We start from the raw sequence: 22,016 nt of genomic DNA on the forward strand, positions 1-22,016 counted from the left end.
CGCCGAGAACGTCGCGCACCTCGTGGACCACACGCGCGAGCTCGCGAGCATCGACCGCGAGCGCAACCACCACGCGGACGTCCGCGCAGGCGGCTTGGCGGTCATCGCGAACGGACCGCTGGCAATCGGGATCGCGCTCGGCCCGCGTCTCACCGACGTCGACCGTGGCGTCTGGCTGGCCGACGCCATTCGGCGGTCTACGCCGTTGCGCTCGCCCTGCTGCTCCTCGCCGCCACGAGCGCGGCGCTCGCGCTCCGCACGGCATCCGGAGTGGTCGTCCGGAGCAGCGAGATCGCCGGGTACGAAGGCCGAGCGCGCCAGGAGAGCGAGCCGCTGGAGCTGCAGCGGGCGATCCTGCGCCGTTGGGTGGCCGCGGTGTCAGCCGAGCGCCTTACCTACGAGGGCAAGGTCCGTCACCTCCAGCGGGGATACCGCCTGCTGCTGGACGGCCTCGTGGCGCTCGCCGCGCTCGCAGGTACACTCGTCAACGGAGCTTTCTAGATGCTGTTCTCTCGTCGAAAGCGTCGTCAGCCCGCGCCAGGCGCCGGCCCGACCATCTGGTTGATGGACGACGAGGAGCGTGCGATCGCGGAGCGGATCGTGCTGAACGCGCGCGACCCCACCTATCCGCTCAACCTGCCGCTCGACGCGAGGCCGCCGAGGACCGGCGGTCCCACGCAGCGGTCCCCGCGCGACGAGCGCTCCTGACGCGCGACTCCCGGTCGTGCGTTGCACGAGGCGGTAGCTTCGCCGCCATGCCTGACAGCACCTACGACGTCGTCGTCCTCGGCGCCGGCCCCGCCGGCGAGGTCTGCGCCGGCCGACTCGCCCAGGGCGGGCTCTCGGTCGCGATCGTGGAGGAGCACCTCATCGGAGGCGAGTGCTCGTTCTACGCCTGCATGCCGTCGAAGGGGCTGCTGCGGCCCGGCCAGGCGCTCGCGGAGGCGCGGCGGGTGCCGGGGGCCGCGCAGGCCGCGACCGGCACGCTCGACGTCGGCGCCGCGCTGGCGCGCCGCGACGAGATCGTGCACGACCTCGACGACACCGTGATGGAGCCGTGGCTGACCGACCGCGGCATCGCGATCGTGCGCGGCCTCGGGACGATCGTGGGCGAGCGGCAGGTGCGGGTCGGGGACGTCGTGCTCGAGGCGCGGCGCGCGGTCGTCGTCGCGACCGGCAGCGACGCGAACCTCCCCGCGCAGATCGAGGGCCTGGCCGAGGCCGCGCCGTGGACGAACCGCGAGGCGACCAACGCCGAGCACGCCCCCGCGAGGCTCATCGTGCTCGGCGGCGGCCCGGTCGCGGTCGAGCTGGCGCAGGCGTGGCGCTCGCTGGGCAGCGACGTCACGCTCGTCGCGCGCGGCAAGCACCTCCTCCCGCGGCTCGACGAGTTCGCGGGCAAGGAGGTCGAGGCGGGCCTGCGCGGCCACGGCGTCGACGTACGGCTCGGACGCGAGGCGGTCCGGGTCAGCCGGCCGGATGGTCCGTCAGGCGAGGTGGTGGTGGAGCTCGACGACGACGCGACGCTCCTGCGCGCCGACGAGCTGCTCGTCGCGCTCGGCCGCACCCCGCGCACCGGCGACATCGGGCTCGACGCGCTCGGCCTCCCCACCGACCGGCCGATCGCCGTCAACGACCACCTCCAGGCCGAGGGCCACCAGTGGCTCTACGCGATCGGGGACGTGAACGGCCGCGCGCTGCTCACCCACCAGGGCAAGGAGCACGGCCGCTGCGCCGCCGACCACATCCTCGGCCGCCCCGACTGCGCCGTGCTGCTCGACGGCCCGCGCGCGCCCGCGGTCGTGTTCACCGAGCCGCAGGTCGCGTCGGTCGGGCTGAGCGCCGCCGGCGCCCGCAGCGCCGGCCTGAACGTGCGGACGGTCACCGGCGACCTCAACGCGACGGCGGGCAGCTCGTTCATCGGCCGCGGCGTCCCGTCCAAGGTCCAGGCGGTCATCGACACCGACCGCGACGTCCTCGTCGGCGCGACGTTCACCGGTGCCGACGTCGCCGAGCACCTGCACGCGGCGACGATCGCGGTCGCGGGCGAGGTCCCGCTCCGCGTCCTCAGGCACGCGGTGCCGACCTTCCCCACGCGCAGCGAGGTCTGGCTGCAGCTGCTCGAGCTCGCCTGACGGCGGGCGCGGATCCCGTCGTGGCGCCGGCGCGCTAGCGGGCCCGCGCCGCCGCGAACGCCAGGGCGTCCTGCGCGGCGTCGGCCTGGTCCGCGAGCGCACGGTAGGCGGCGTACGCCTCCCGCCCGCCGCGGGTGCGCCAGACCTCGAGGGCCGCCCGCGCACGCCCGGCCGCCGAACGCCACGCGGCGACCAGCGGATCGTCTGCATCGGCGTGGGGTGCCTCGATGACGAGCTCCCGCGTGTCCTCGAGGTCTCCGAGCATCTCGTAGAGCTGGTGAACGGTCATCCCGGTCGCGTCTCTCTCCCGACTACGCGACCATCGTGCCCGTTCTCACGAGAGCTGACTCCCAGTTTCCCGTGTGATGGTTTCATGGCCTATTGTCCACAAAATGGATCGAGATTTGGCGTAGGATCCGGGCATGGCGCGGTTGACCCCCGATCCCACCTTCTACGCGACCCCGCAGGATGCCTCCTCCGGCGCTCGCGAGACGCTCGCCTACGTGGCGACGCTCAACGTCGGCCAGAACGGCGACCGCAAGCCGGACGCGATCACGGTCATCGACGTCGACCCCGACTCGCCGACGTACGCGCGGCCGGTCGGGCGGATCGACATGCCCGGCCTCGGCGACGAGCTGCACCACTTCGGGTGGAACGCGTGCTCCTCCGCGCTCTGCCCGTGGGCGCCGCACCCGCACGTCGAGCGGCGCTACCTCCTCGTCCCCGGCCTGCGTTCGTCGAACATCCACGTGCTCGACGTCAAGGAGGACCCGCGTCAGCCCAAGCTCGTCAAGACGATCGAGGCGGACGAGATCGCGAGGAAGGCCGGCTACTCGCGGCCCCACACCGTCCACTGCGGGCCGGACGGCATCTACGTCAGCGCGCTCGGCAACCCCGAGGGCGACGGGCCGGGTGGCATCTTCCTGCTCGATCACGACGACTTCAGCGTCAAGGGCCAGTGGGAGGACGATCGCGGCCCCCAGGAGCTGGCGTACGACTTCTGGTGGCATCTCAACCACGGGACGGTCGTGACGTCCGAGTGGGGCACGCCGAACATGGTCGAGGACGGCCTGCAGGGCGACCTCCTGCTCGGCAACCAGTACGGCCACAAGCTCCACGTGTGGGACCTCGACAAGCGCACGCACAAGCAGGAGATCGACCTCGGCGCCGAGCACCAGATGGTCCTCGAGCTGCGGCCCGCGCACGACCCGTCGAAGGACTACGGCTTCGTCGGCGTCGTCACGAGCACCGCGGACCTGAGCGCGTCGGTCTGGCTGTGGAGCGGCGCGGCGACGGGCGAGGTCAAGGCCGAGAAGGTCATCACGATCCCCGCACAGCCGGCCGAGGCCGAGGAGCTGCCGCCGATCCTCCAGCCGTTCGGCGCGGTGCCGCCGCTCATCACCGACATCGCGCTGAGCGTCGACGACCAGGCGCTGTACGTCTCGTGCTGGGGCACCGGCGAGCTGAAGCGGTTCGACGTCTCCAACCCGCGCGCCCCGCGCGAGACGGCGTCGGTCAAGCTCGGCGGGATCGGCCCGAACCCCGGCTCCCACCCGGCGTCCGGCCCGCTCAACGGCGGCCCGCAGATGGTGGAGGTGAGCCGCGACGGCCGGCGCGTCTACCTGACGAACTCGCTCTACGCCGCGTGGGACGCGCAGTTCTACCCGGCGGGGATCGGCGGCTGGATGACGAAGCTCGACGCGACGCCGGACGGCGGGCTGGAGGTCGACCGCGACTTCTTCCTGCCGTTCACCGGCGAGCGCCCGCACCAGGTGCGGCTCGAGGGCGGCGACGCCTCCAGCGACTCGTACTGCTTCCCGTCGTGACCACCGCGCCCCTCCACGAGCCGCGCGGGAGGTAGGCGGTGGACGTCTGGTCCCTCGTCGCGATGGCCGGGCTGGGCGCGTACCACGGGCTCAACCCGGCGATGGGCTGGCTCTTCGCGGTCGGGCTCGGGCTGCAGGAGCGCTCGCGCGGCGCGCTCCTGCGCGCGCTCGGCCCGATCGCGGTCGGCCACGAGCTGGCGATCGGCGTCGTCGCGGCGCTGGTCGTCGGCCTCGGCGTGCTCGCGGACCCCGGCCCGCTCCGGCTCGGCGCGGCGGCGGCGCTGCTCGCGTTCGGGATCTTCCGCTTCGCCCGCCCGCGCGCCCACCCGCGCTGGGCGAAGATGCGCGTCACGCCGCGCGAGCTGACCTGGTGGTCGTTCCTCATGTCGAGCGCACACGGCGCGGGCCTGATGGTCGCGCCGGTGCTGGTGGGCGCGGGCGTCGCGTCGGGTGGGAGCGGCGGGCACGACCACGACACCGAGCTGCTCGGCTCGATCGCGGAGACGGCGGCGGTGCTGACCGTCCACGTCGGCGCGATGCTCGCGACGATGGCCGTCGTCGCGCTCCTCGTCTACGACCACTTCGGGGTCTCGATCCTGAAGAAGGCGTGGCTCAACACCGACCACCTGTGGGCCGGCGCGTTCGTGGTCGCGGGGACCGTGACGCTGTTCAGCTAACGCGTCGCGCCCGCGCGGTCGTGCGGTCTGCCGCCGTACCCGAGCGCCTCGAACGCCGCGAAGATGCCCGGGTTGAGCTGCCGCTCGCGGGTGCGGTGGACCACTCGCGGCTCGCGACGCGGTGCCCGCGCGACGACGTGGTGGACCAGCGCGCCGGTGGCCTTCGCGACCCGTGCGGGGCCGTCGATGGCGAGCCAGCGGGAGGTCGTCGCCGGCAGCGTCGAGAGGACGACCTCGTCGTGGCGCGCGGGGTCGTAGGCCTCGATCACGGCGATCACCAGGTCGGACGCGGTCGCGACGTGACCGCGCACGTCGTCGATCCCCTCCGCGTTGTACCGCGCGAGGGCCTCGGCGAGGCTCCGTTCCGCGGCGGCGCGGCCGCTCGGCCCGGAGGTCTGGGGTGGCACGACGAGCTCGTACGAAGCGTCGGGGCGCTCGGACATGAACGCCAGGAGCTCGGGCGAGGCCGCCGTGCGATTCGCAACGATCAGCACGTTCTGCCTCATGGCACGAGCGTACTCCTGGCCGCCCGCCGGGGGAAGCGCCCCGCGCGCCGCGTGCGCGGCGCGGCCCCGCGTCAGCCCGCGGCGTGCGCGTCCGAGGACGGGGCCTTGTAGCGGTAGCCCATCCCGCGGACCGTCTCGATCGGCGGCACGCCCCGCGCGGACAGCTTGCGGCGCAGGTAGCCGACGTAGAGCTTGACCCGCTCGCGGCCGTGGCCGGAGCCGTCGTTCCACACCTGCTCGAGCAGCTGCTCGTGCGTCATCAGCTCGCCCGGGTGGCGGGCCAGCGCGGCCAGCAGGCGGAACTCCAGCGGCGTCAGCTCGACCGAGCGGCCGTTCTGCGTCACGCGGTGCTCGGCGAAGTCGATCCGCAGGCGCCCGTCGTCGTAGACCGCCGGCACGGAGGACTTCGACCGCCGCCCGCCCCCGCTCCGGCGCAGCAGCGCCTCGACGCGCGCGACCAGCTCGGCGTTGGAGAACGGCTTCGTGACGTAGTCGTCGGCGCCGGCGCGGAGCCCGCGGACGCGCGCCAGCTCGGCGTCCTCCGCGGTCAGCATCAGCACCGGCACGTCGCCGGCCTCACGGATCCGCGCGAGCACCGACCAGCCGTCGAGCTTGCCCGGCAGGCCGACGTCGAGGATCACGAGGTCGGGATCGTGATCGAAGACGGCCTGCACGCCGTCGACGCCGTTCGCGGCCTCGTACACCGTGCAGCCGGCACGCTCCAGGAGGGCGCGCACGAGCTCCCGCAGCTCACGCGCGTCCTCGACGATGAGGACCCCTGCGTCCATGCCTACATTCCTACTCGACGGCGTCGCCCGCGTCGAGGTCGTCGACGGCCACGTCGCCCTCGTCCTCGACGGCCGCGCCGTCATCGGCGAGCTCCTCGTCGAGGCCCTCGACGCCCTCGTCGTCGGCGGCGTCCCCATCGGCAGCGGTGTCGTCCTGCGCATCGATCTCGTCCTGCTTGAGCTGCGTCACGCACCGCTTCATCGCGGTGGCCTTGTTCCCGCCCCACGCCTTCTGGAAGCCGGCCCCGAGACGGGCCTTCTCCGCGCGGCAGCGCTGCTCGGCGCGGAGGGTGGCGGCGTCCTTCGTGGTCGTCTTCTTCGTCGCCGTCTTGTTCGACTTGGCGCGCTTGGACTTCTTCTTGCCCTTCTTCACAGCAGCGGCGGCGGCGGCGGAAGGAGCGGACGGCGCGGCGACGGCCGCGACGGACGTGGTGGGAAGTGCGAGCGCCACGAGCAGGGCGGCGCAGATGACGATGAATCGCTTCACGAGGAGTCCTCCATGGACAAGTGGGGCGTCGGACCTGCCGCCCCACTTATCGGGCATGTGGCAGAAGTCCTGAGCGCCCGCCCTGCGGGCCTGGACGAACGCACCCGGAGCGGCGCTGCCATAAGCTGCCGCGCACGATGTACGGTCTCGTCTCTGGCTTCCCCGGCTTCATCGCGCGGCGCCTCGTCGGCCGCCTGCTCGCCGACCGCCCCGACCTCCGCCTCACCGCCCTGGTGGAGGCGCAGATGCTCGAGCAGGCCCGCGCGGCCGCGGCCGCGCTCGGCGCCGACGGCGCCCGCCTCGAGCTCGTCGTGGGCGACATCGCCGACCGCCGGCTCGGCCTCGATGACGCCGCCTACTCGGCGCTCGCCGGCAAGGTCACCGAGGTCCACCACCTCGCGGCGATCTACAACCTCGCGGTCCCGCTCGAGATCGCCCAGCGCGTCAACGTCGACGGCACGGGCAACGTGCTCGACTTCTGCCTGGCCTGCAAGCAGTTCGAGCAGCTGCACTACGTCTCCACCGCGTACGTCGCGGGCGCGCGCACGGGCGTGGTGTACGAGCACGAGCTGAGCCTCGGCCAGGCCCACAAGAACCACTACGAGTCGACGAAGTTCCAGGCCGAGGTCTGGGTGCGCGAGCAGATGCACCGCGTGCCGACCACGATCTACCGCCCCGCGATCGTCGTCGGCGACTCGATCACCGGCGAGACGCAGAAGTTCGACGGCCCCTACTACCTCCTGCGCGCGATCGCCCGCAGCGTCCGCCGCCACGAGCCGGTGCTGCAGCTCGGCCGCTCGGGCGCGCCGTTCAACGTCGTGCCGGTCGACTTCGTCGTCGACGCGCTCGCGAAGGTGTCGCAGGACCGGGAGGCGATCGGCGAGACGCTCCACCTCGTCGACCCGGACCCGCTCACCGCCAAGGAGCTCAACGTCCTCCTCGCGCGCGAGTACGCCGACAAGGTGCCGAAGGTCCGGCTCCCCGCGTCGGTGGTGACCGAGTCGCTGCGGCTCAAGCCGATCCGCGAGATGTTCGACGGCACCCCGCGCGAGTCGATCGTCTACCTCAACCACCCGGTGCGCTTCGACACCCGCCGCGCCGACGCGATCCTCGCGCGCAACGGCCTGCGCTGCCCGCGGTTCCCCGAGTACGTCACGCCCATCGTCGAGTTCTTCCGCCAGCACGAGGGCGACCCGGCGCTGCGCCCCCAGTAGCCGCTGGACGACACCCCAGGGCGCACGACATCCGTCCACCGCGCCGCGCAATCGCGTGCAGGTTCAGCACCAGAGCCCGTGCATGGACGGACGTTGGAGTGACGTTCCACCGTTTGCTGGCGATGGTGCATGCATGTCCCCCATCCCCGCCGCCCGCTGCACCGGCTGTGGCTTCGCGTGGAACAGCGTCGCGATGGCCGACGGCCTGCGCGCGCTCGGCTCGTGCCCCAAGTGCAACGGCGACCTGGAGTTCCGTGACGCCGCGGCGCGCGAGGATCGCTTCGAGTCGACGCCCGCCGCCGGCCGCACCGCGCCGCACCTCGTGCTCGGCATCCCGCGCCGCTAGAACGCCGCCCGGGCCGGGCGTAGAATCGGCGCCCGAATGCGCCGTCCGGCCTTCAGCGAGGAGCACGCTGCCCTGGCGCGCGAGTGGCGCAGGCTCTCCCGCGCGGCCACGTTCGTCGCGGTCCTGACGAGCCCCGCGGTCTTCCTCTTCCTGGTCGACCAGGACTGGCCGCTCTGGCTCGCCGCCGTCGTCACGTTCCTGGCGATCATCGCCTTCCGCGGCCTGATCGACGTGCTCGCGCACCGGATGATCCCGCGCGCGAGCCTCTACGGCGCGGACGAGAAGCTGCTGCGCGAGGACGTCGTCGCGCGCCGGCGCCACTGGTACTGGCGCGCGAAGTGGCGCCGCTGGACGTGGATCGTCGCGATCTTCGGCGGGACGTTCCTGCTGATCAACGTCATCCACGACGCAGTCGACGGCCCGGCGACGTTCCGCGACACGTGGGACATGCTCGCCGACGTGCTGCCGGCGCTGCTCCTGCAGTTCCTGCCGTACGCGTTCCTGTTCCCGATGCTGTTCCTCTTCAACTTCCTGATCCTCTTCGGGCCGCTGGTCTTCTTCGGGGTCAAGCAGATGAAGGGCTACGAGCCGGGCGACGCGGACTGGGGCGTCAAGCTCGAGGACGTCCGCGGGCAGAAGGAGCCCAAGGAGGACGTCACGCGCGTCATCCAGCTGTGGCAGTCCGGCGAGGAGTTCCGCAAGCGCGGCGGCAAGCCCGAGCGCGGCCTGCTCTTCATCGGCGCGCCCGGCACCGGCAAGACGATGCTCTCCAAGGGCATCGCCACCTCGTTCAACTCGCCGATCATGACGATGCCGGGCTCCGGCTTCGCGCAGACGTTCATCGGGATGGACGTCGTGATCGTGATGATCCTGCTCGCCCGCGCCCGCCGGCTCGCGCGCAAGTGGGGCGGCCAGTGCATCATCTTCATCGACGAGATCGACGCCGTCGGCCTGCGCCGGCAGGCGCTGGGGAGCGGGATCGGCTCGGAGGCCCTGCCCATCCCCCGGTCGATCCACGACGTCGCGTTCCACGGGCCGTTCGGCGCGCTCACCTCCACCGGCGACCTGGTCCTGGAGACGCGCGAGTGGCGCGACCGGCTGTTCGCCGCCCGGGCCGAGCCGCGCGCGCCCGCGTTCCCGCCCGCGCTCCAGGCGCTCGGCCTGCGCATCCAGAGCTTCATGTTCCCCGGCGGGATGATGGGCGGCGGCGGCCTCGCGCTCAACCAGCTCCTGGTGCAGATGGACGGCGTCGACGAGCCGCCGTTCCTCCGCAAGTGGGCGTCGAAGAAGTGGAACACGTTCCTCGACGCCACCTACGTGATCCCGCAGCGGATCGGGCCGCTGCGGCTGCGCCTCAAGCCGCCGAAGCCGCGGCCGGAGCAGATCTACTTCATCGGCGCGACGAACGTCCCGCTCGACCGGCTCGACCCGGCGCTCATCCGCCCGGGCCGGATGGGCCGCCACATCCACTTCCGGACGCCGACGAAGGACGACCGCAAGGACATCTTCGACCTCTACCTCGGCAAGGTCGCGCACGACCCCGAGCTGGATCGGCCCGAGCGCCGCGACGAGCTCGCGCGGATGACCAACGGCTACTCCCCCGCCGACATCGAGCAGGTGTGCTCGATGGCGCTGACGTACGCGCACTCGGACGGCCGGATGGAGTTCGACCGCCAGGACATCGTCGAGGCGATGACGACGATCGAGTCCGGCACCGCGATCGGCGTCGAGTACAACCGCGACGACGCGCGCGCGGTGGCGATCCACGAGGCCGGCCACGCGGTGACCAGCCACGTGTACATGCAGGACACGCTCTCCACGCGGCTGTCGATCCGGATGCGCGGCAACTCGCTCGGCCACCACCAGGCGATCGCGAAGGACGAGCGGTTCAACGACTGGCGCCACCACCAGGTCGGCAACCTCGTGTGGTCGCTCGGAGCGATGGCGGCCGAGCACGTCTTCTACGGGGAGAACTCGACCGGCGTCGGCGGCGACGTGGGCAGCGCGACGCAGATCGCCGCGTACATGGTCGGCTTCTGCGGCATGGGCCCCGAGCCGGTCACGCTGCCCGGCCCGTTCGCCGACGAGGACGAGCAGTTCGAGGCCGAGGAGCGCTACATGAAGCGCTTCGAGCGGATCGGGATGCAGATCATGAACCGCGGCCAGGCCGGCGGCATGATGGGCGACCCGATCGCGTCCGTCCTCGGCGACCCGGTGAAGAAGAAGGCGGCGGCGCGCATCCTCGGGCAGGCGTACATCACCGCGGTCTGCGCGGTCCGCCACAACCGCGAGGGCGTCCTGCTCGTGGCGGACGAGCTGGTGCGGCGGCGCGAGCTGTACGGCGACGACGTGGTCGAGGTCCTGGAGGCGGCGCGCGTGTCGGCGCCGGAGATCGACATCACCGACGAGACGATCTGGCCGAAGCTGTGACCGAGGAGCAGCGCGAGCCCGAGCCCTCCGACCCCGCCGGCACCAGGCCCCGCGTCGACCGGGACGCGCTCGTGCCCGCGCGGCGCGCGCTGACGAGCGGCCCGCCCGGCGAGAGCGCCGTCACGCCCGCGCAGTACCCGGACGACGACGGCGGCGAGCTGGCGCCGCCGCGACGGCTGAAGTACCACGAGGCGCCGCACGCCCCGCGCTTCCAGTTCCTCCTCGGCGCGCTGCTGGCCATCGCGGGCATCGCGATCGTGTCGCTCGTCCTGCTCGTCGGCGGGAGCAGCGACGGCGGCGACGACACGGCCGGGTGGTCGGCGTGGGCGCCTGCGGACGACGGCGAGGACGGGGCGCAGGAGATCGCCGCGCACGTGCAGCCGCAGTACCGCTCGGCGAAGGGCGACCTGGCGTTCGTGCAGGTCGAGTCGCCCGAGATCTACGACGTGGCGCTCGACCCGGTGATGCGCGACGCGTCCGGCGAGGTCACGCGGCTGGAGGGCGACACCGTCTACTACCGCGTGTGCGGCCTGGGCGCGAGCTGCGCGGTCCCGGGCGACCCGTCCCCGAGCCGCGGCCTGCTGCTCCAGCGCGAGGCGCTCGAGCTCGCGCTCTACTCGTTCCGCTACCTGCGCGGCGTCGACCACGTCGTCGTCTACCTCCCGCCCGCGACGGCGAAGGTCGGCGCGGGCAAGACGCAGCGCGACGTGACGCTCGAGAACCAGATCGCGCACTACACCCGCGCCGAGCTCGAGCCGCTGCTCGCCCGCCCGCTCGCGGCGTCGCTGACGCTCCCGGCGCCGCGCGTGGCCGGCTACGTCAAGCGGCCGGAGGCGCGGCTCGTCGCGTCGCTGGCCGAGCGGGCGCGGTACGCGTTCAGCTACGTGCGCGGCAGCGGCGACGAGGAGGTCTTCCTGCTGCTGGAGAAGCTCTCGCCCGAGGAGCTCGACCAGCGCCAGCAGGCCGCGAAGGCCGAGGCGGCCGCGGCGATGGGCGGCGGCGGCACGGCCGCGGGCGGGACGGCGGCCGACGGCGGTCAGTCCTCCGGCTGACGCGGCTCGTACCCCGGGCAGGTGAGCACCGGGATCCGCGGGTACTTGGGGAAGCGGTCGTCGATCTTCGACCGCTCGCACAGCGAGAACGACGAGCCGCGGGTGTTGCGCACGACGCGCTGCCAGCGGCACGCGTCGCACAGGCCGACGGGCGGTGAGGTCACCACAGCGACACTATCCTTTGTGAAGTGACCACGTTCGTGCGTCTCCTGTCCTTCTTGCGGCCCTATCGCGCGGGCGTGATCTGGTCGTTCGTGCTCGCGGTGCTCGCGATGGTCGCCACGGTCGCGATCCCGTGGCTGACCGGCCGCGCGATCGACCAGGTGCGCGAGGGCGACAAGGACGACCTGGTCACGATCGGCCTGCTCATCCTGGCCGCCGGCGTGTTCCGGCTCGTGCTCACCGTCGGCCGCCGGCTGGTGGCCGGGCGCGTGTCGCTGGGCGTGGAGGTCGACCTGCGCCAGCGCATGTACGCGCACCTGCAGGCGCTCGAGCTCGCGTTCTTCGACCGCCAGCAGACCGGCCAGCTCATGTCGCGCGCGACGGTGGACCTGCAGTCGGTGCGGTTCTTCCTCGGGTACGGGCTCATCTTCCTCTCGCAGCCGCTGCTGACGATCCTCGTCGCGGCGGTCGCCATGATCGCGATCGACCCGGTGCTCGCGCTCATCACCCTCGCGCCGGTGCCGGTCGTCGTGCTCGTCGCGTTCCGGTACGGCAAGCGCTCGCGGCCGGCGCTGCAGGAGCTCCAGCAGCGGATCGGCGAGCTGACCGCGGAGGCCGAGGAGAACATCTCGGGCGTGCGCGTCGTCAAGGCGTTCGCGCGCGAGGAGCGGCAGCTGCGCCGCTTCGAGGCCTCGACGCGGCGGGTGTTCGGGCAGGCGATGGTGACCACGCGGCAGCGCGCGTTCTACCAGCCCTTCATCGGCTTCCTCCCCCAGCTCGGCCTCGCGGCGCTGCTGTTCGTCGGCGGGCGGCGGGTGATCGACGGCGGGCTGACGCTCGGCCAGTTCACCGCGTTCTACACGTACCTGCTGATGCTGCTCGGGCCGATGCGCATGCTCGGGATGGCGCTCGGGCTCGCGCAGCGGGCGACCGCGTCGGGCGCGCGGGTGTTCGAGATCCTCGACCGCGCGCCGCAGATCGTCGCGCCGCGCGACGCGCCGGGGCTGCCGGACGGCAGTGGGGCCGTGACGTTCGACCACGTGACGCTGCGGTACGAGGGCGCCAAGCGCGACGCGCTGCACGACGTCGACCTCGAGATCGCGGCGGGTTCGACGGTCGCGCTGGTCGGCGCGACGGGCTCGGGCAAGACGACGCTCGCGCAGCTGATCGGGCGGCTGTACGACCCGACGGCCGGCCGCGTGCTGGTCGACGGCGCGGACGTGCGCGACGTGGACGTCGTGTCGCTGCGCCGCGCGGTGGCGGTCGTGGACGACGACCCGTTCCTCTTCAGCGACACCGTCCACGCGAACATCGCCTACGCGCGCGAGGACGCGACGCGCGAGGAGGTCGAGGCGGCCGCGCGGCGCGCGCAGGCGCACGAGTTCATCCAGCGGCTGCCCGACGGCTACGACACCCGCGTCGGCGAGCGCGGCCTGACGCTGTCCGGCGGGCAGCGCCAGCGCATCGCGATCGCCCGCGCGCTGCTGGCCGACCCGCGCGTGCTCATCCTCGACGACGCCACCTCGTCGGTCGACGCTTCCACCGAGCAGTCGATCAAGGAGGCGCTGCGCGAGGCGATGGCCGGGCGGACGACGTTCATCATCGCCCACCGGCTGTCGACGATCGCCCTCGCGGAGGAGATCGTCGTCCTGGAGGACGGCGCGGTCGCCGCGCGCGGCACGCACGACGAGCTGCTCGAGGTGTCGCCGCTGTACGCGGAGATCGTCGAGAAGGGGCTGCCGGACCAGGTCTTCCTCACCCGCAAGCCGTGCGAGCGGAAGGTGGCGGGGTTCTAGATGCAGCCGATCTCGGGATCGCCGCGGGGCCGGGTCGCGATGTCGCGCGAGGAGCTGCGCCGGCGGATGAAGCAGACCGGCGGGCGCGGGCGCAAGATCCGCGGCCTGCTCGAGCTGCTGCGGCCGTACCGCGGCAAGGTCGTGCTGATGTTCGTCGCGCTGATCTTCGCGACGGCCGCGTCGCTCGCTCCCCCGCCGCTGGCCAAGGCGGCGATCGACGACGGCATCGTGCCGGGCGACCTCGGCACGCTCGACCTCGTCGTCGTCGGGTTCGTCGTGTCGGCGCTGGTCTACTGGGGCGCCTCCTACGCGCAGACGTACCTCGTCGGCTGGGTCGGCCAGCGCGTACTGCAGGACCTGCGCAAGCGCATCTTCACGCACCTGCAGGAGATGCCGGTCGGCTTCTACGAGCGGCGCCAGGCGGGCGTGCTCATCTCGCGCATGACCAACGACGTCGAGGCGCTGGACTCGCTGGTGAGCGACTCCGTGGTGACGCTCTTCCAGGCCTCGCTGACGCTGATCGGGACGATCGCGATCCTCGCGTTCCTCGACCTCGAGCTGGCGGCGCTGACGTTCCTCATCTTCCCCGTGTTGTTCGCGGGATCGCTGGCCTTCCGGATCATCAGCGCGGACGCGTACGCGCGGACGCGGGAGACGATCGGCGCCATCACGGGCTACCTGCAGGAGACGCTGTCGGGCGTGCGGGTCGTGCGGCAGTTCGGGCAGGAGCCGCGGCACCTCTCGCGGTTCCACGCGCTGAACCGGAAGAACCGCGACGCCAACATGACGACGGTCCACCTGAACGCCGCGTACTTCCCGGCGGTGGAGTTCGTCTCCGCGGTCGCGACGGTGGGGATCCTGCTCTACGGCGGCTACCAGGTCATCGACGGGGACGTGACCGTCGGCGTGCTCGTCGGGTTCCTCGCGGCGCTGAACGGGTTCTTCGAGCCGATCCAGCAGCTGTCGCAGCTCTACACGCAGTACCAGGCCGGGATGGCGGCGCTGGACAAGATCTTCGAGCTGCTCGATGAGAAGCCGGACCTGGTCGACGCGCCCGGCGCGGTCGACCTGCCGTCGCCGCTGCGGGGCGAGATCCGGTTCGACGACGTGACGTTCTCCTACCGCGGCTCGGACGACGAGGTGGTCAACGCGCTCAGCGACGTCGACCTCGTGATCCCGCCGGGGCAGACGGTCGCGCTCGTGGGCGCGACGGGCGCGGGGAAGTCGACGTTCGCGAAGCTCGTGGCGCGGTTCTACGACCCGTCCGAGGGGGCCGTGCTGGTCGACGGCGTGGACCTGCGCGGGGTGCGGAGCTCGTCGCTGCGCTCGCAGATGGGCATCGTGCCGCAGGAGCCGTTCCTGTTCAGCGGGACGCTGCACGAGAACGTCGAGTTCGGGCGGCCGGACGCGTCCGAGGACGACGTCTGGCGGGCGCTGAGCGGCGTGGGCGCTGACGGGTTCGTGCGCGCGCTCCCCGAGGGGCTGGAGACGCAGATCGGCGAGCGCGGCATCCAGCTCTCCGCCGGCCAGCGCCAGCTCGTCGCGTTCGCCCGCGCGCTCATCGCCGACCCCCGCATCCTGATCCTCGACGAGGCCACCGCGAACGTCGACCTCCACACCGAGGGCAAGATCGAGGCCGGCATGCGCCGCCTCCTCGCCGGCCGCACCGCGATCGTCATCGCCCACCGGCTGTCCACCATCCGCCAGGCCGGCCGCATCGTCGTGCTCGCCTCCGGCCGCATCGTCGAGCAGGGCACGCACGACGAGCTCATCGCGGCGCAGGGCGCGTACTGGCGCCTCTACCGCGACTGGGCGGAGCAGGCCGCGGCGTGATTCGCGCGCGCTACATTGTCTGTCGCCTTTGGCGTTCCGGGCTCGTCTAATGGCAAGACAACGGCCTCTGGAGCCGTGAATCGGGGTTCGAATCCCTGGCCCGGATCTCCTGAACGACGGCCCCCATGTGGGGCCGTTCGTCGTTCTGGTGCGGTTCCGTCCGCGATCAATGCGAACGTACGTTCGCATGCGGACCAGGGATCGCGTCCTCGCCCTCCGCGAGCAGGGACGCTCGCTCAACCAGATCGCCGGCGACCTCGGCATCACGAAGTCCACCGTCTGCTACCACCTGCGCCGGCTCGGAGAGCCTCCGGATGAGCGCTTCAACCGACGGTACGACTGGGCGGCGGTGCAGGAGTACTACGACGCTGGCCACAGCATCACGGCGTGCCAGGCCCGATTCGGCTTCTCCCGCGAGACGTGGAACGCCGCGCGGCGCGCGGCGACGTGGTGTCGCGTCCGCAGGCGATGCCGATCGAGCAGCTCCTCGTGGGCGTACGCAACCGGTCGCACGTGAAGGCCCGGCTGATCCGCGCGGGGCTGAAGGAGAACCGGTGCGAGATCTGCGGCATCGACGAGTGGCTCGGCGCGCCGCTGTCGATGGCGCTCCACCACGTCAACGGGGACGGGCAGGACAACCGGCTGGAGAACCTGCAGATGCTGTGCCCGAACTGCCACAGCCAGACGGAGAACTTCGCCGGGCGGGCGCGGCGGCGGGCGGCGGCGTGAGGACGCATGGGATGCTGCCCGGGTGAGCTTCTTCGACGACGCCGGGACCGCGCCCGCTCCTCCCCCGCCGCCGTCGTACCGGCTGCCGGAGTGGGTCGCGCCGCCGGAGAACGTGCGGCCCGCGACGGTCGCGCTGGACATCGCCCTCGTGCGGCGGGAGGGCCTGGCGGTGTGGGTGGACGACGCGCGGGTGTACCCGGCGGGCGTCGTGCTCGGGGTGAGCGTGCACCGGCGCGAGCGCGAGCCGCGCACCGGGCCGGGGGTGCCGTTCCACGAGCACACCGCGGGCGCGTTGCGGCTGGGCCTCGAGCTCGCGGACGGGCGGAAGGTGGTCGTGCGGGGGCTGGGCGAGATGAAGCCGTTCCTCCAGCGGCCCGGCCGGCCCGTGCTGCGGCCGCGCGGCGGGTCGAGCGGGGGCGGGCGCGCGCAGGCGGAGCTGTGGCTGTGGCCGCTCCCGCCCGCGGGGCCGCTCACGTTCGTGTGCGACTGGCCGGCGGAGGCCATCGGCGAGACGCGAGCGACGGTCGACGCGGCGGAGATCGTCGCGGCCGCCGCGCGGGCGGTGGAGCTGTGGCCCGACGACCGGCCGCTCCCGCCGTCCGAGGACGAGGTCGTCGTCTGAGCGGCCGGGCGGAGCTCGTCGCGCGCCTTGCCGCGGGCGGGTTCGTGGCAGCGGACGAGGAGGCCGACGAGCTGCTCGCGGCGGCAGAGGGCGACGCGGCGCGGCTCGCGGCGATGGTGGAGCGCCGGCTGACCGGCGAGCCGCTCGCGTGGATCACGGGCACCGCGCCGTTCTGCGGCCGTTGGATCCGCGTCGCCCCGGACGTCTACGTCCCGCGCTGGCAGACCGAGGCGCTCGCGCTGCGCGCCGTCGAGCTGCTCCCGCCGGACGGTGTCGCGGTCGACGTCTGCTGCGGGAGCGGCGCGATCGCGCGCGTGCTCATGGACGAGCGCCCGGCCGCCCGCGTGCTCGCGTGCGACGTCGACGCCAAGGCCGTCGCGTGCGCGCGCAGCAACGGCGTCGACGCGCGCGAGGGCGACCTCCTCACCCCGGTCCCACCCGAGCTGCGAGGCCGCGTCGACCTGATCGCCGGCGTCGTCCCGTACGTCCCCACGCCCGAGCTGCCGCTGCTCCAGCGCGACACGTTCACGTTCGAGCGCACGCTCGCCTACGACGGCGGCGCCGACGGCCTCGACCTGGCCCGCCGCGCGGCCGAGCAGGCGACGCGCTGGCTCAAGGCCGGCGGCGCGCTGCTCCTGGAGATCGGCGGCGACCAGGCCGCCGCCCTTGCCCCCGCGCTCACCGCGGCGGGCTACCGCGACGTCGCCGTCCGCCACGACGAGGACGGCGACGTGCGCGGCATCGAGGCCCGGCTCAGCGGCTGATGCGCCGCCAGGCGGAGCGGTTCCCCGCCCCGTCGGTCACGCGCGCCCACTTCACCGCGCTCTTGGTGACCTTCACCTTCGTGCGGTAGGCGGCGCGCTGCAGCACCTTCCCGCCGCGCGAGGCGGCCAGCTCCACCTGCTTGACGCCCGACGTCTTGTCGGACGCGCGCAGCCGCAGCGTGCGGGACTTCGCCTTGCGCTTCGCCGCGGCGCTGGCCTTGGCGCGGCCCGCGGAGAAGCTGGCGGTCGCGAGCTTGGGCGGCGTCTGGTCGAGGATGATGTCGTCGGTGAACGTCTGCGCCCCGCCGAACCGGACGTAGACGGTCTTCGGCAGCCGCTCCGGGCCCGACGAGGCGAGCGTCCACGTGACCTGCGGGGCCAGCGGGAGCGCCTTCGCGGCGCGGAAGCCGCCGTCGTTGGCGACCAGCAGCGTGCTCGCGCCGAGCGGCCAGACGAGGTCGACCGTCACGCTCGGGTCGTTGGTGTACTGCGCGCCGTCGTTGACGGTCACGCCGACCGGGCCTGCGGGAGGCGTCGGGCCGCCGGGGCCCGGCGCGGGCCCGGGACCGCCGACGATCACGGTGCCTGCCGTGAAGGTCATCGTGGCCACGTCGCTGTCCGCCCCGTGCGTGACCCTCACGCGGACGACGTTGTCGCCCCCGCGGACCGTGTGCGTCGCGTTCGGCGTGGCGCCGGTGTCCGTCTCGAACGTGCCGTCGCCGTCGAGGTCCCAGGTGTACCGCAGCGCGCCGTCGTCGCCGAACGGAAGCAGGGAGCGGCTTGCGTCGAGCTGCACCGTGTTCCCCGCCCAGGGCGTGATCTGGAGCGGCGCGATGCGGGCCAGCGGCTTGCCGATGTCGATCCGGTACGCCTGCTGATGCCCGCCGACCACGACGAGCTGATCGCCGTCCAGCGCGAGGTCGCTCACGTTCGGCTGCACGCCGAGGTCGCCGATCGCCAGCTCGCCGAGCAGCGTGCCGTCGGCGGTGAACTGCTGGATGCGGCTGCGCGCGTTGTCCGACTCGCCGACGAACACGCCGGCCGGCCCGGCCGCGATCGACCAGGCGTTCCGGAACTGCCCGGCGCCCGTGCCCGGCGACCCCCACTTGCGCAGGAACGTCCCGTCGGCGTCGAACGCCTGCACCCGCTCGTGGTCGTCGTCGATCGTGAACACCGTGCCGGTCGCCCGGTCCACGTCGAGGTCGCGCAGCGTGCCGAACTCCCCGTCGCCCGCACCCAGCGCGCCGAACGTGCCCTGCAGGACGCCGGCCGCGTCGTACCGCGCGACCGTGGTCCAGTCCGAGCCGTAGAGCGCACCGGTGGCGCTGCTCGCCAGCTCGCGTCCCGCGGCGTTGTTGAGGACGCCCTCATACGTGCCGTTCGCCCCGAACCGCTGCAGGCGCCCGCCCGTGTTCTCCGACGCCCACACCGTGCCGGCGGGCGTGACGGTGACGCCGATCAGGTCGTGGAACTTCCCGGGGACGCCGGTGGCCGACCGCCCTCCCCAGGACGCAACCAGCGCCCCGGAGCGGTCGTAGCGCTCGATCGTCGAGTCGACGTCGTTGTAGACGTAGGCGCTGCCGTCCGGGCCGACCGCGACGCCGACGTAGCCCTGCTGGTCCACGGCGTCGCCGAAGGCTGTGACGGCGGCGGGAGCTGGGGTGGCGAGGATCCCGAGGACGACCGGGACGAGAGTGGTTGCGAAAGGAAGTCGGCGCATGTCCTGACCATCATCGGCAGCCCGCCGGTCAGAACTTGAGCGTCACCGTGCCAGTTGGGGCCGCCCCGCCGCGAGCTGCTCGCGGATGCGGGCGTAGACGTCCGGGTGGTTGAGGAGCGTGAGGTGGTTCGCCGGCCCGACCGAGTGCGACGCGTCGAGGAGGAACTCCTCCCGCTCCGCGCCGTGCAGCCCGCCCGCCCACGCGCTCGGGCGGCGCACGAGCAGGTCGCCCGCGACCCGGCCCAGCGGGTGCTCGGCGTCGCGGAACAGGTGCGCAGCGATGAACGTGTGCTGCGCGTGCTCGAGCCACGGCACCTCGCACCGGTTGTCCTCCAGCAGCGCGTCCGGATCGCGGCCCTCCCAGCACGCGTCGGTCAGCGCCCCGTACCGGAGGTCCTTGATGCCGGCGCTGCGCCGGTTCAGCGCGCCCGCCAGCGCCCGCGTCTCCGGCACCGACCCCAGCGCCCACGACGCGACGTTCGCGGCCTTCTCGAGGTCCGCCCCGTTGAACGGCGAGCCGAGCGAGAACACGTGGCGCACCCGATCGACCCAGCGCGCGCCCTCCTCCGAGCCGAAGTGGCACGCCGACCGCGCCACCAGGCCGCCCATCGAGTGGCCGATGAACACGATCTCGTCCACGCCGACCGGCCACGTCTCGTACGTCGACGCGAGCAGCGCCGCGAGCTCCCGCCCGTTCTGCGAGATGTGCAGCCCGGTGTTGTAGCGGAGCATCAGCGGCGTGTAGCCCAGCTCCGCCGCCAACCGGGCCGCGTACGGCTCGGAGCGCTCGCGCCCCAGCAGCCACGCCTCCTCGGTCTCGCACAGCCCGTGGACGAAGACCGCCAGCCGGGGCGTCGGCCGCGCCACCGGCTCGCGCTCGACGAAGGCCATCGGGATCGCGAGCGGCGACCGCTCCGCCGCCAGCCGGTCGCCCCACGCGCCGTTCACCGCGCCGAGCACGAACCGCCCGCGCGGCGTGTCCTCCAGCGCGACGCCCCGTGCGCTCGCGACCGCGCCGCCCACCCGCACCGCGCCGGAGACCCCGGCGCGCACGGCCGCGTAGGCCAGGCCCGCGATGCCGTCGTGCACGACGCGCGCCGGCGTCGCGCCCGGTCCGCTCGCGCCGAACGCCCGCTCGGCGATGGCGCGGTGGGTGTCGCGGATCATCCCGGCGACCCCGCCGGCACCGTCGGCGGCGAGGTCGGTGAGGGCACGGGTGCGGTCGTCAGCCATCGTCACACGATGCGCATACCCGAGATCGCGCGGGCCACTACCAGCCGCTGGATCTCCGACGTGCCCTCGAAGATCGTGTAGATCTTCGCGTCGCGGTGCCAGCGCTCCACCGGGTACTCGCGCGCGTACCCGTTGCCGCCGAGGATCTGGATCGCGCGCTCGGTCGCCCACACCGCGACCTCGCCCGCCTTGAGCTTGGACATCGAGCCCTCGGCGTTCTCGAACGGCACGCCGTTGCGCCCCATCCACGATGCGCGCCACACGAGCAGGCGCGCGGCGTCGATCTCCATCTTCATGTCGGCGAGCGTGTAGGCGATCGCCTGGTTCTCGATGATCGGGCGGCCGAACTGCACGCGCTCCTTGGCGTACTCGAGCGCGTACTCGTAGGCCGCGCGTGCGATGCCGACGGCCTGGGCGCCGACGGTCGGGCGGCTGCTCTCGAACGTCGACATCGCCGCCTGCTTCTTCGCGCGCTTGCCCTCGCGCGCGCGGGCCAGGCGCTCGTCCAGCTTCTCCTTGCCGCCCAGCAGGCAGCGGCCCGGGATGCGGCAGTCGTCGAGCACGACCTCGGCGGTGTGCGACGCGCGCAGGCCGTGCTTCTTGACCTTCGCGCCCTGCGACAGACCCGGCGTGTTCGGCGGGATGACGAACGCGGCCTGGCCGCGCGAGCCCAGCTCGCGGTCGACCGACGCGACGACGACGTGGATGTTCGCGATGCCGCCGTTGGTGGCCCACGCCTTCTGGCCGTTGAGGACCCACTCGTCCTTGGCCTCGTCGTACTTGGCGAACGTGCGCAGCGAGCTGACGTCGGAGCCCGCGTCCGGCTCGGACACGCAGAACGCCGCGACCTGCGGGTCGTCGGCCGTGCCGAAGCACTGCGGGATCCACTCCATCATCTGCTCGGGCGTGCCGGAGCCGGCGATGCCCGCGACCCCGAGCGTCGTGCCCATGATCGCCATGCCGATGCCCGCATCGCCCCAGAAGAGCTCCTCGTTGACGATCGGGAACGTCAGGCCGGTTGGGTCGGCGAAGAACTGCTGGATCGCCTCGAACCCGTAGAGGCCGATCTTCGCGGCCTCCTGGATGATCGGCCACGGCGTCTGCTCTCGCTCGTCCCACTCCTCGGCCGCCGGGCGCACGACGCCCTCCGCGAAGCCGTGGACCCAGTCGCGGATGTCCTTCTGGTCCTGGTTGAGCTGGAGCGAGAAGAGGGCCGCGTCGGCGGCGGGCGTGGTGTCGGTGCTCATGGACGGCGTTCCTGGTCGGAAGAGGGACGGGCCGCCGCGCGGACCCACGCGGCGAAGAGGAGCTGGCACGGAAGACGGGCGTAGAGCGTCCACGGCGAACCGGGGACGCGCCGGTACTGGTCGGGGTTGACCGCCATGTGGACGTTGGCCGGGAAGACGGCGACGAGGACGCCGTAGAGCCACCACTTGGCAAGCTCCCGCACGCGCGGCGACGACGACAGCAGCGCCGCCCCGCCGACCGCCTCGGCCACGCCGCTCGCGTACACGAGCTCGCGGTGGGCCGGCAGGTACGGCGGCATGATCGACTCGTACGTGCGCGGGATGAGGAAGTGCAGGACGCCGGTCAGGATGAACAGCGGGCCCGCGAGCTTGCGGATCATGTGGCGCGCAAGGTTACACGGGCCGATGTCGAGGTTCGATCGGCGCGCCGGCGGTGGTCCGAGGGACGC

General features: G+C 72.9%; 24 protein-coding genes and 1 tRNA gene. 16 read left to right on the forward strand and 9 right to left on the reverse strand.

From position 1 onward, the window contains the following. Window positions 1-270: 270 nt before the first annotated feature. The 3 genes from AC1UE5_RS04680 to AC1UE5_RS04690 all read left to right on the forward strand — a co-directional run bounded on the left by AC1UE5_RS04680 (window position 271) and on the right by AC1UE5_RS04690 (window position 2,135). Entirely contained in the window at window positions 271-501 is a 231-nt protein-coding gene (locus AC1UE5_RS04680; RefSeq protein WP_482920915.1) for a hypothetical protein, read from the forward strand. A 63-nt stretch (window positions 502-564) separates the two neighbouring features. Then, complete coding sequence (locus AC1UE5_RS04685; protein WP_482920916.1) at window positions 565-708, forward strand: hypothetical protein; 144 nt, start codon at window positions 565-567, stop codon at window positions 706-708. A 47-nt stretch (window positions 709-755) separates the two neighbouring features. Further along, on the forward strand, window positions 756-2,135 hold the full coding sequence (locus AC1UE5_RS04690) for a dihydrolipoyl dehydrogenase family protein (RefSeq protein ID WP_482920917.1): 1,380 nt from the start codon (window positions 756-758) through the stop codon (window positions 2,133-2,135). A gap of 34 nt (window positions 2,136-2,169) precedes the next feature. Here the strand turns inward: AC1UE5_RS04690 and AC1UE5_RS04695 are convergent, their stop codons facing one another. Continuing rightward, a complete protein-coding gene (locus tag AC1UE5_RS04695) occupies window positions 2,170-2,424 on the reverse strand; it encodes a hypothetical protein (protein WP_482920918.1) in 255 nt (84 codons plus the stop codon). Between the two features lie 133 nt (window positions 2,425-2,557). Between AC1UE5_RS04695 and AC1UE5_RS04700 the strand changes: the two genes are divergently transcribed. After that, window positions 2,558-3,961, forward strand: a complete 1,404-nt coding sequence (locus AC1UE5_RS04700; protein WP_482920919.1) for a selenium-binding protein SBP56-related protein — start codon at window positions 2,558-2,560, stop codon at window positions 3,959-3,961. A gap of 38 nt (window positions 3,962-3,999) precedes the next feature. After that, window positions 4,000-4,638 (forward strand): hypothetical protein, encoded by a 639-nt coding sequence (locus AC1UE5_RS04705; protein WP_482920920.1) that lies wholly within the window; start codon window positions 4,000-4,002, stop codon window positions 4,636-4,638. Here AC1UE5_RS04705 and AC1UE5_RS04710 read toward each other — a convergent pair. The 3 genes from AC1UE5_RS04710 to AC1UE5_RS04720 all read right to left on the reverse strand — a co-directional run bounded on the left by AC1UE5_RS04710 (window position 4,635) and on the right by AC1UE5_RS04720 (window position 6,419). Next, window positions 4,635-5,144, reverse strand: coding sequence for a hypothetical protein (locus tag AC1UE5_RS04710; protein WP_482920921.1), 510 nt, complete (start codon window positions 5,142-5,144; stop codon window positions 4,635-4,637). The genes AC1UE5_RS04705 and AC1UE5_RS04710 overlap by 4 nt on opposite strands. Window positions 5,145-5,215: 71 nt before the next feature. After that, window positions 5,216-5,932, reverse strand: a complete 717-nt coding sequence (locus AC1UE5_RS04715) for a response regulator transcription factor (RefSeq protein ID WP_482920922.1) — start codon at window positions 5,930-5,932, stop codon at window positions 5,216-5,218. A gap of 10 nt (window positions 5,933-5,942) precedes the next feature. Next, window positions 5,943-6,419 (reverse strand): hypothetical protein, encoded by a 477-nt coding sequence (locus tag AC1UE5_RS04720; RefSeq protein WP_482920923.1) that lies wholly within the window; start codon window positions 6,417-6,419, stop codon window positions 5,943-5,945. 137 nt (window positions 6,420-6,556) lie between these two features. Here AC1UE5_RS04720 and AC1UE5_RS04725 point away from each other — a divergent pair, with 137 nt between their 5' ends. The 4 genes from AC1UE5_RS04725 (at window position 6,557) to AC1UE5_RS04740 (ending at window position 11,461) form a co-directional block, all read left to right on the forward strand. Continuing rightward, on the forward strand, window positions 6,557-7,633 hold the full coding sequence (locus AC1UE5_RS04725) for an SDR family oxidoreductase (RefSeq protein WP_482920924.1): 1,077 nt from the start codon (window positions 6,557-6,559) through the stop codon (window positions 7,631-7,633). 133 nt (window positions 7,634-7,766) lie between these two features. Next, window positions 7,767-7,979, forward strand: coding sequence for a hypothetical protein (locus AC1UE5_RS04730; RefSeq protein ID WP_482920925.1), 213 nt, complete (start codon window positions 7,767-7,769; stop codon window positions 7,977-7,979). Window positions 7,980-8,015: 36 nt separating this feature from the next. Further along, window positions 8,016-10,409, forward strand: coding sequence for an AAA family ATPase (locus tag AC1UE5_RS04735; RefSeq protein WP_482920926.1), 2,394 nt, complete (start codon window positions 8,016-8,018; stop codon window positions 10,407-10,409). Continuing rightward, entirely contained in the window at window positions 10,406-11,461 is a 1,056-nt protein-coding gene (locus AC1UE5_RS04740) for a hypothetical protein (protein ID WP_482920927.1), read from the forward strand. The genes AC1UE5_RS04735 and AC1UE5_RS04740 overlap by 4 nt, the downstream gene beginning before the upstream one ends. Here AC1UE5_RS04740 and AC1UE5_RS04745 read toward each other — a convergent pair. Then, window positions 11,446-11,625: a hypothetical protein gene (locus AC1UE5_RS04745; RefSeq protein WP_482920928.1), complete on the reverse strand. Its 180-nt coding sequence runs from the start codon at window positions 11,623-11,625 to the stop codon at window positions 11,446-11,448. The genes AC1UE5_RS04740 and AC1UE5_RS04745 overlap by 16 nt on opposite strands. Window positions 11,626-11,679: 54 nt before the next feature. Between AC1UE5_RS04745 and AC1UE5_RS04750 the strand changes: the two genes are divergently transcribed. From AC1UE5_RS04750 to AC1UE5_RS04780, 7 genes are all read left to right on the forward strand, one after another. After that, a complete protein-coding gene (locus AC1UE5_RS04750; protein ID WP_482920929.1) occupies window positions 11,680-13,419 on the forward strand; it encodes an ABC transporter ATP-binding protein in 1,740 nt (579 codons plus the stop codon). Further along, on the forward strand, window positions 13,420-15,252 hold the full coding sequence (locus AC1UE5_RS04755; protein WP_482920930.1) for an ABC transporter ATP-binding protein: 1,833 nt from the start codon (window positions 13,420-13,422) through the stop codon (window positions 15,250-15,252). A 35-nt stretch (window positions 15,253-15,287) separates the two neighbouring features. Further along, window positions 15,288-15,358: transfer RNA gene (locus AC1UE5_RS04760), tRNA-Gln, on the forward strand. A gap of 81 nt (window positions 15,359-15,439) precedes the next feature. Beyond that, window positions 15,440-15,769 carry an ArsR family transcriptional regulator gene (locus AC1UE5_RS04765; RefSeq protein WP_482920931.1) on the forward strand — a complete coding sequence of 110 codons (330 nt, stop codon included), beginning with the start codon at window positions 15,440-15,442 and terminating at the stop codon, window positions 15,767-15,769. Next, window positions 15,673-15,981 carry an HNH endonuclease gene (locus tag AC1UE5_RS04770; RefSeq protein WP_482921494.1) on the forward strand — a complete coding sequence of 103 codons (309 nt, stop codon included), beginning with the start codon at window positions 15,673-15,675 and terminating at the stop codon, window positions 15,979-15,981. Before AC1UE5_RS04765 ends, AC1UE5_RS04770 begins: the two co-directional genes overlap by 97 nt. 22 nt (window positions 15,982-16,003) lie before the next feature. Next, window positions 16,004-16,603 carry a hypothetical protein gene (locus AC1UE5_RS04775; RefSeq protein ID WP_482920932.1) on the forward strand — a complete coding sequence of 200 codons (600 nt, stop codon included), beginning with the start codon at window positions 16,004-16,006 and terminating at the stop codon, window positions 16,601-16,603. Between the two features lie 44 nt (window positions 16,604-16,647). Next, a complete protein-coding gene (locus tag AC1UE5_RS04780; protein ID WP_482920933.1) occupies window positions 16,648-17,367 on the forward strand; it encodes a N5-glutamine methyltransferase family protein in 720 nt (239 codons plus the stop codon). Here AC1UE5_RS04780 and AC1UE5_RS04785 read toward each other — a convergent pair. Genes AC1UE5_RS04785 through AC1UE5_RS04800 form a run of 4 tightly spaced genes read right to left on the reverse strand, consistent with a single transcriptional unit; the run spans window position 17,357 to window position 21,947 of the window. Next, complete coding sequence (locus AC1UE5_RS04785) at window positions 17,357-19,087, reverse strand: NHL repeat-containing protein (RefSeq protein WP_482920934.1); 1,731 nt, start codon at window positions 19,085-19,087, stop codon at window positions 17,357-17,359. The two genes, AC1UE5_RS04780 and AC1UE5_RS04785, sit on opposite strands and share 11 nt — an antisense overlap. A 42-nt stretch (window positions 19,088-19,129) precedes the next feature. Continuing rightward, window positions 19,130-20,320 carry an esterase/lipase family protein gene (locus AC1UE5_RS04790; RefSeq protein ID WP_482920935.1) on the reverse strand — a complete coding sequence of 397 codons (1,191 nt, stop codon included), beginning with the start codon at window positions 20,318-20,320 and terminating at the stop codon, window positions 19,130-19,132. Window positions 20,321-20,322: 2 nt separating this feature from the next. Then, window positions 20,323-21,567, reverse strand: coding sequence for an acyl-CoA dehydrogenase family protein (locus AC1UE5_RS04795; protein WP_482920936.1), 1,245 nt, complete (start codon window positions 21,565-21,567; stop codon window positions 20,323-20,325). Then, window positions 21,564-21,947 carry a DoxX family protein gene (locus tag AC1UE5_RS04800; protein WP_482920937.1) on the reverse strand — a complete coding sequence of 128 codons (384 nt, stop codon included), beginning with the start codon at window positions 21,945-21,947 and terminating at the stop codon, window positions 21,564-21,566. The genes AC1UE5_RS04795 and AC1UE5_RS04800 overlap by 4 nt, the downstream gene beginning before the upstream one ends. Window positions 21,948-22,016 lie beyond the last annotated feature (69 nt).

This window comes from Parviterribacter multiflagellatus (assembly GCF_056863265.1).

Bases quoted from the DNA above. Each gene is read 5' to 3' on its own strand.
- AC1UE5_RS04685 (WP_482920916.1), top strand. From the start codon at position 565: ATGGACGACGAGGAGCGTGCGATCGCGGAGCGGATCGTGCTGAACGCG.
- AC1UE5_RS04690 (WP_482920917.1), top strand. From the start codon at position 756: ATGCCTGACAGCACCTACGACGTCGTCGTCCTCGGCGCCGGCCCCGCC.
- AC1UE5_RS04695 (WP_482920918.1), bottom strand. From the start codon at position 2,424: ATGACCGTTCACCAGCTCTACGAGATGCTCGGAGACCTCGAGGACACG.
- AC1UE5_RS04700 (WP_482920919.1), top strand. From the start codon at position 2,558: ATGGCGCGGTTGACCCCCGATCCCACCTTCTACGCGACCCCGCAGGAT.
- AC1UE5_RS04710 (WP_482920921.1), bottom strand. From the start codon at position 5,144: ATGAGGCAGAACGTGCTGATCGTTGCGAATCGCACGGCGGCCTCGCCC.
- AC1UE5_RS04715 (WP_482920922.1), bottom strand. From the start codon at position 5,932: ATGGACGCAGGGGTCCTCATCGTCGAGGACGCGCGTGAGCTGCGGGAG.
- AC1UE5_RS04725 (WP_482920924.1), top strand. From the start codon at position 6,557: ATGTACGGTCTCGTCTCTGGCTTCCCCGGCTTCATCGCGCGGCGCCTC.
- AC1UE5_RS04730 (WP_482920925.1), top strand. From the start codon at position 7,767: ATGTCCCCCATCCCCGCCGCCCGCTGCACCGGCTGTGGCTTCGCGTGG.
- AC1UE5_RS04735 (WP_482920926.1), top strand. From the start codon at position 8,016: ATGCGCCGTCCGGCCTTCAGCGAGGAGCACGCTGCCCTGGCGCGCGAG.
- AC1UE5_RS04755 (WP_482920930.1), top strand. From the start codon at position 13,420: ATGCAGCCGATCTCGGGATCGCCGCGGGGCCGGGTCGCGATGTCGCGC.
- AC1UE5_RS04765 (WP_482920931.1), top strand. From the start codon at position 15,440: ATGCGGACCAGGGATCGCGTCCTCGCCCTCCGCGAGCAGGGACGCTCG.
- AC1UE5_RS04785 (WP_482920934.1), bottom strand. From the start codon at position 19,087: ATGCGCCGACTTCCTTTCGCAACCACTCTCGTCCCGGTCGTCCTCGGG.
- AC1UE5_RS04790 (WP_482920935.1), bottom strand. From the start codon at position 20,320: ATGGCTGACGACCGCACCCGTGCCCTCACCGACCTCGCCGCCGACGGT.
- AC1UE5_RS04795 (WP_482920936.1), bottom strand. From the start codon at position 21,567: ATGAGCACCGACACCACGCCCGCCGCCGACGCGGCCCTCTTCTCGCTC.
- AC1UE5_RS04800 (WP_482920937.1), bottom strand. From the start codon at position 21,947: ATGATCCGCAAGCTCGCGGGCCCGCTGTTCATCCTGACCGGCGTCCTG.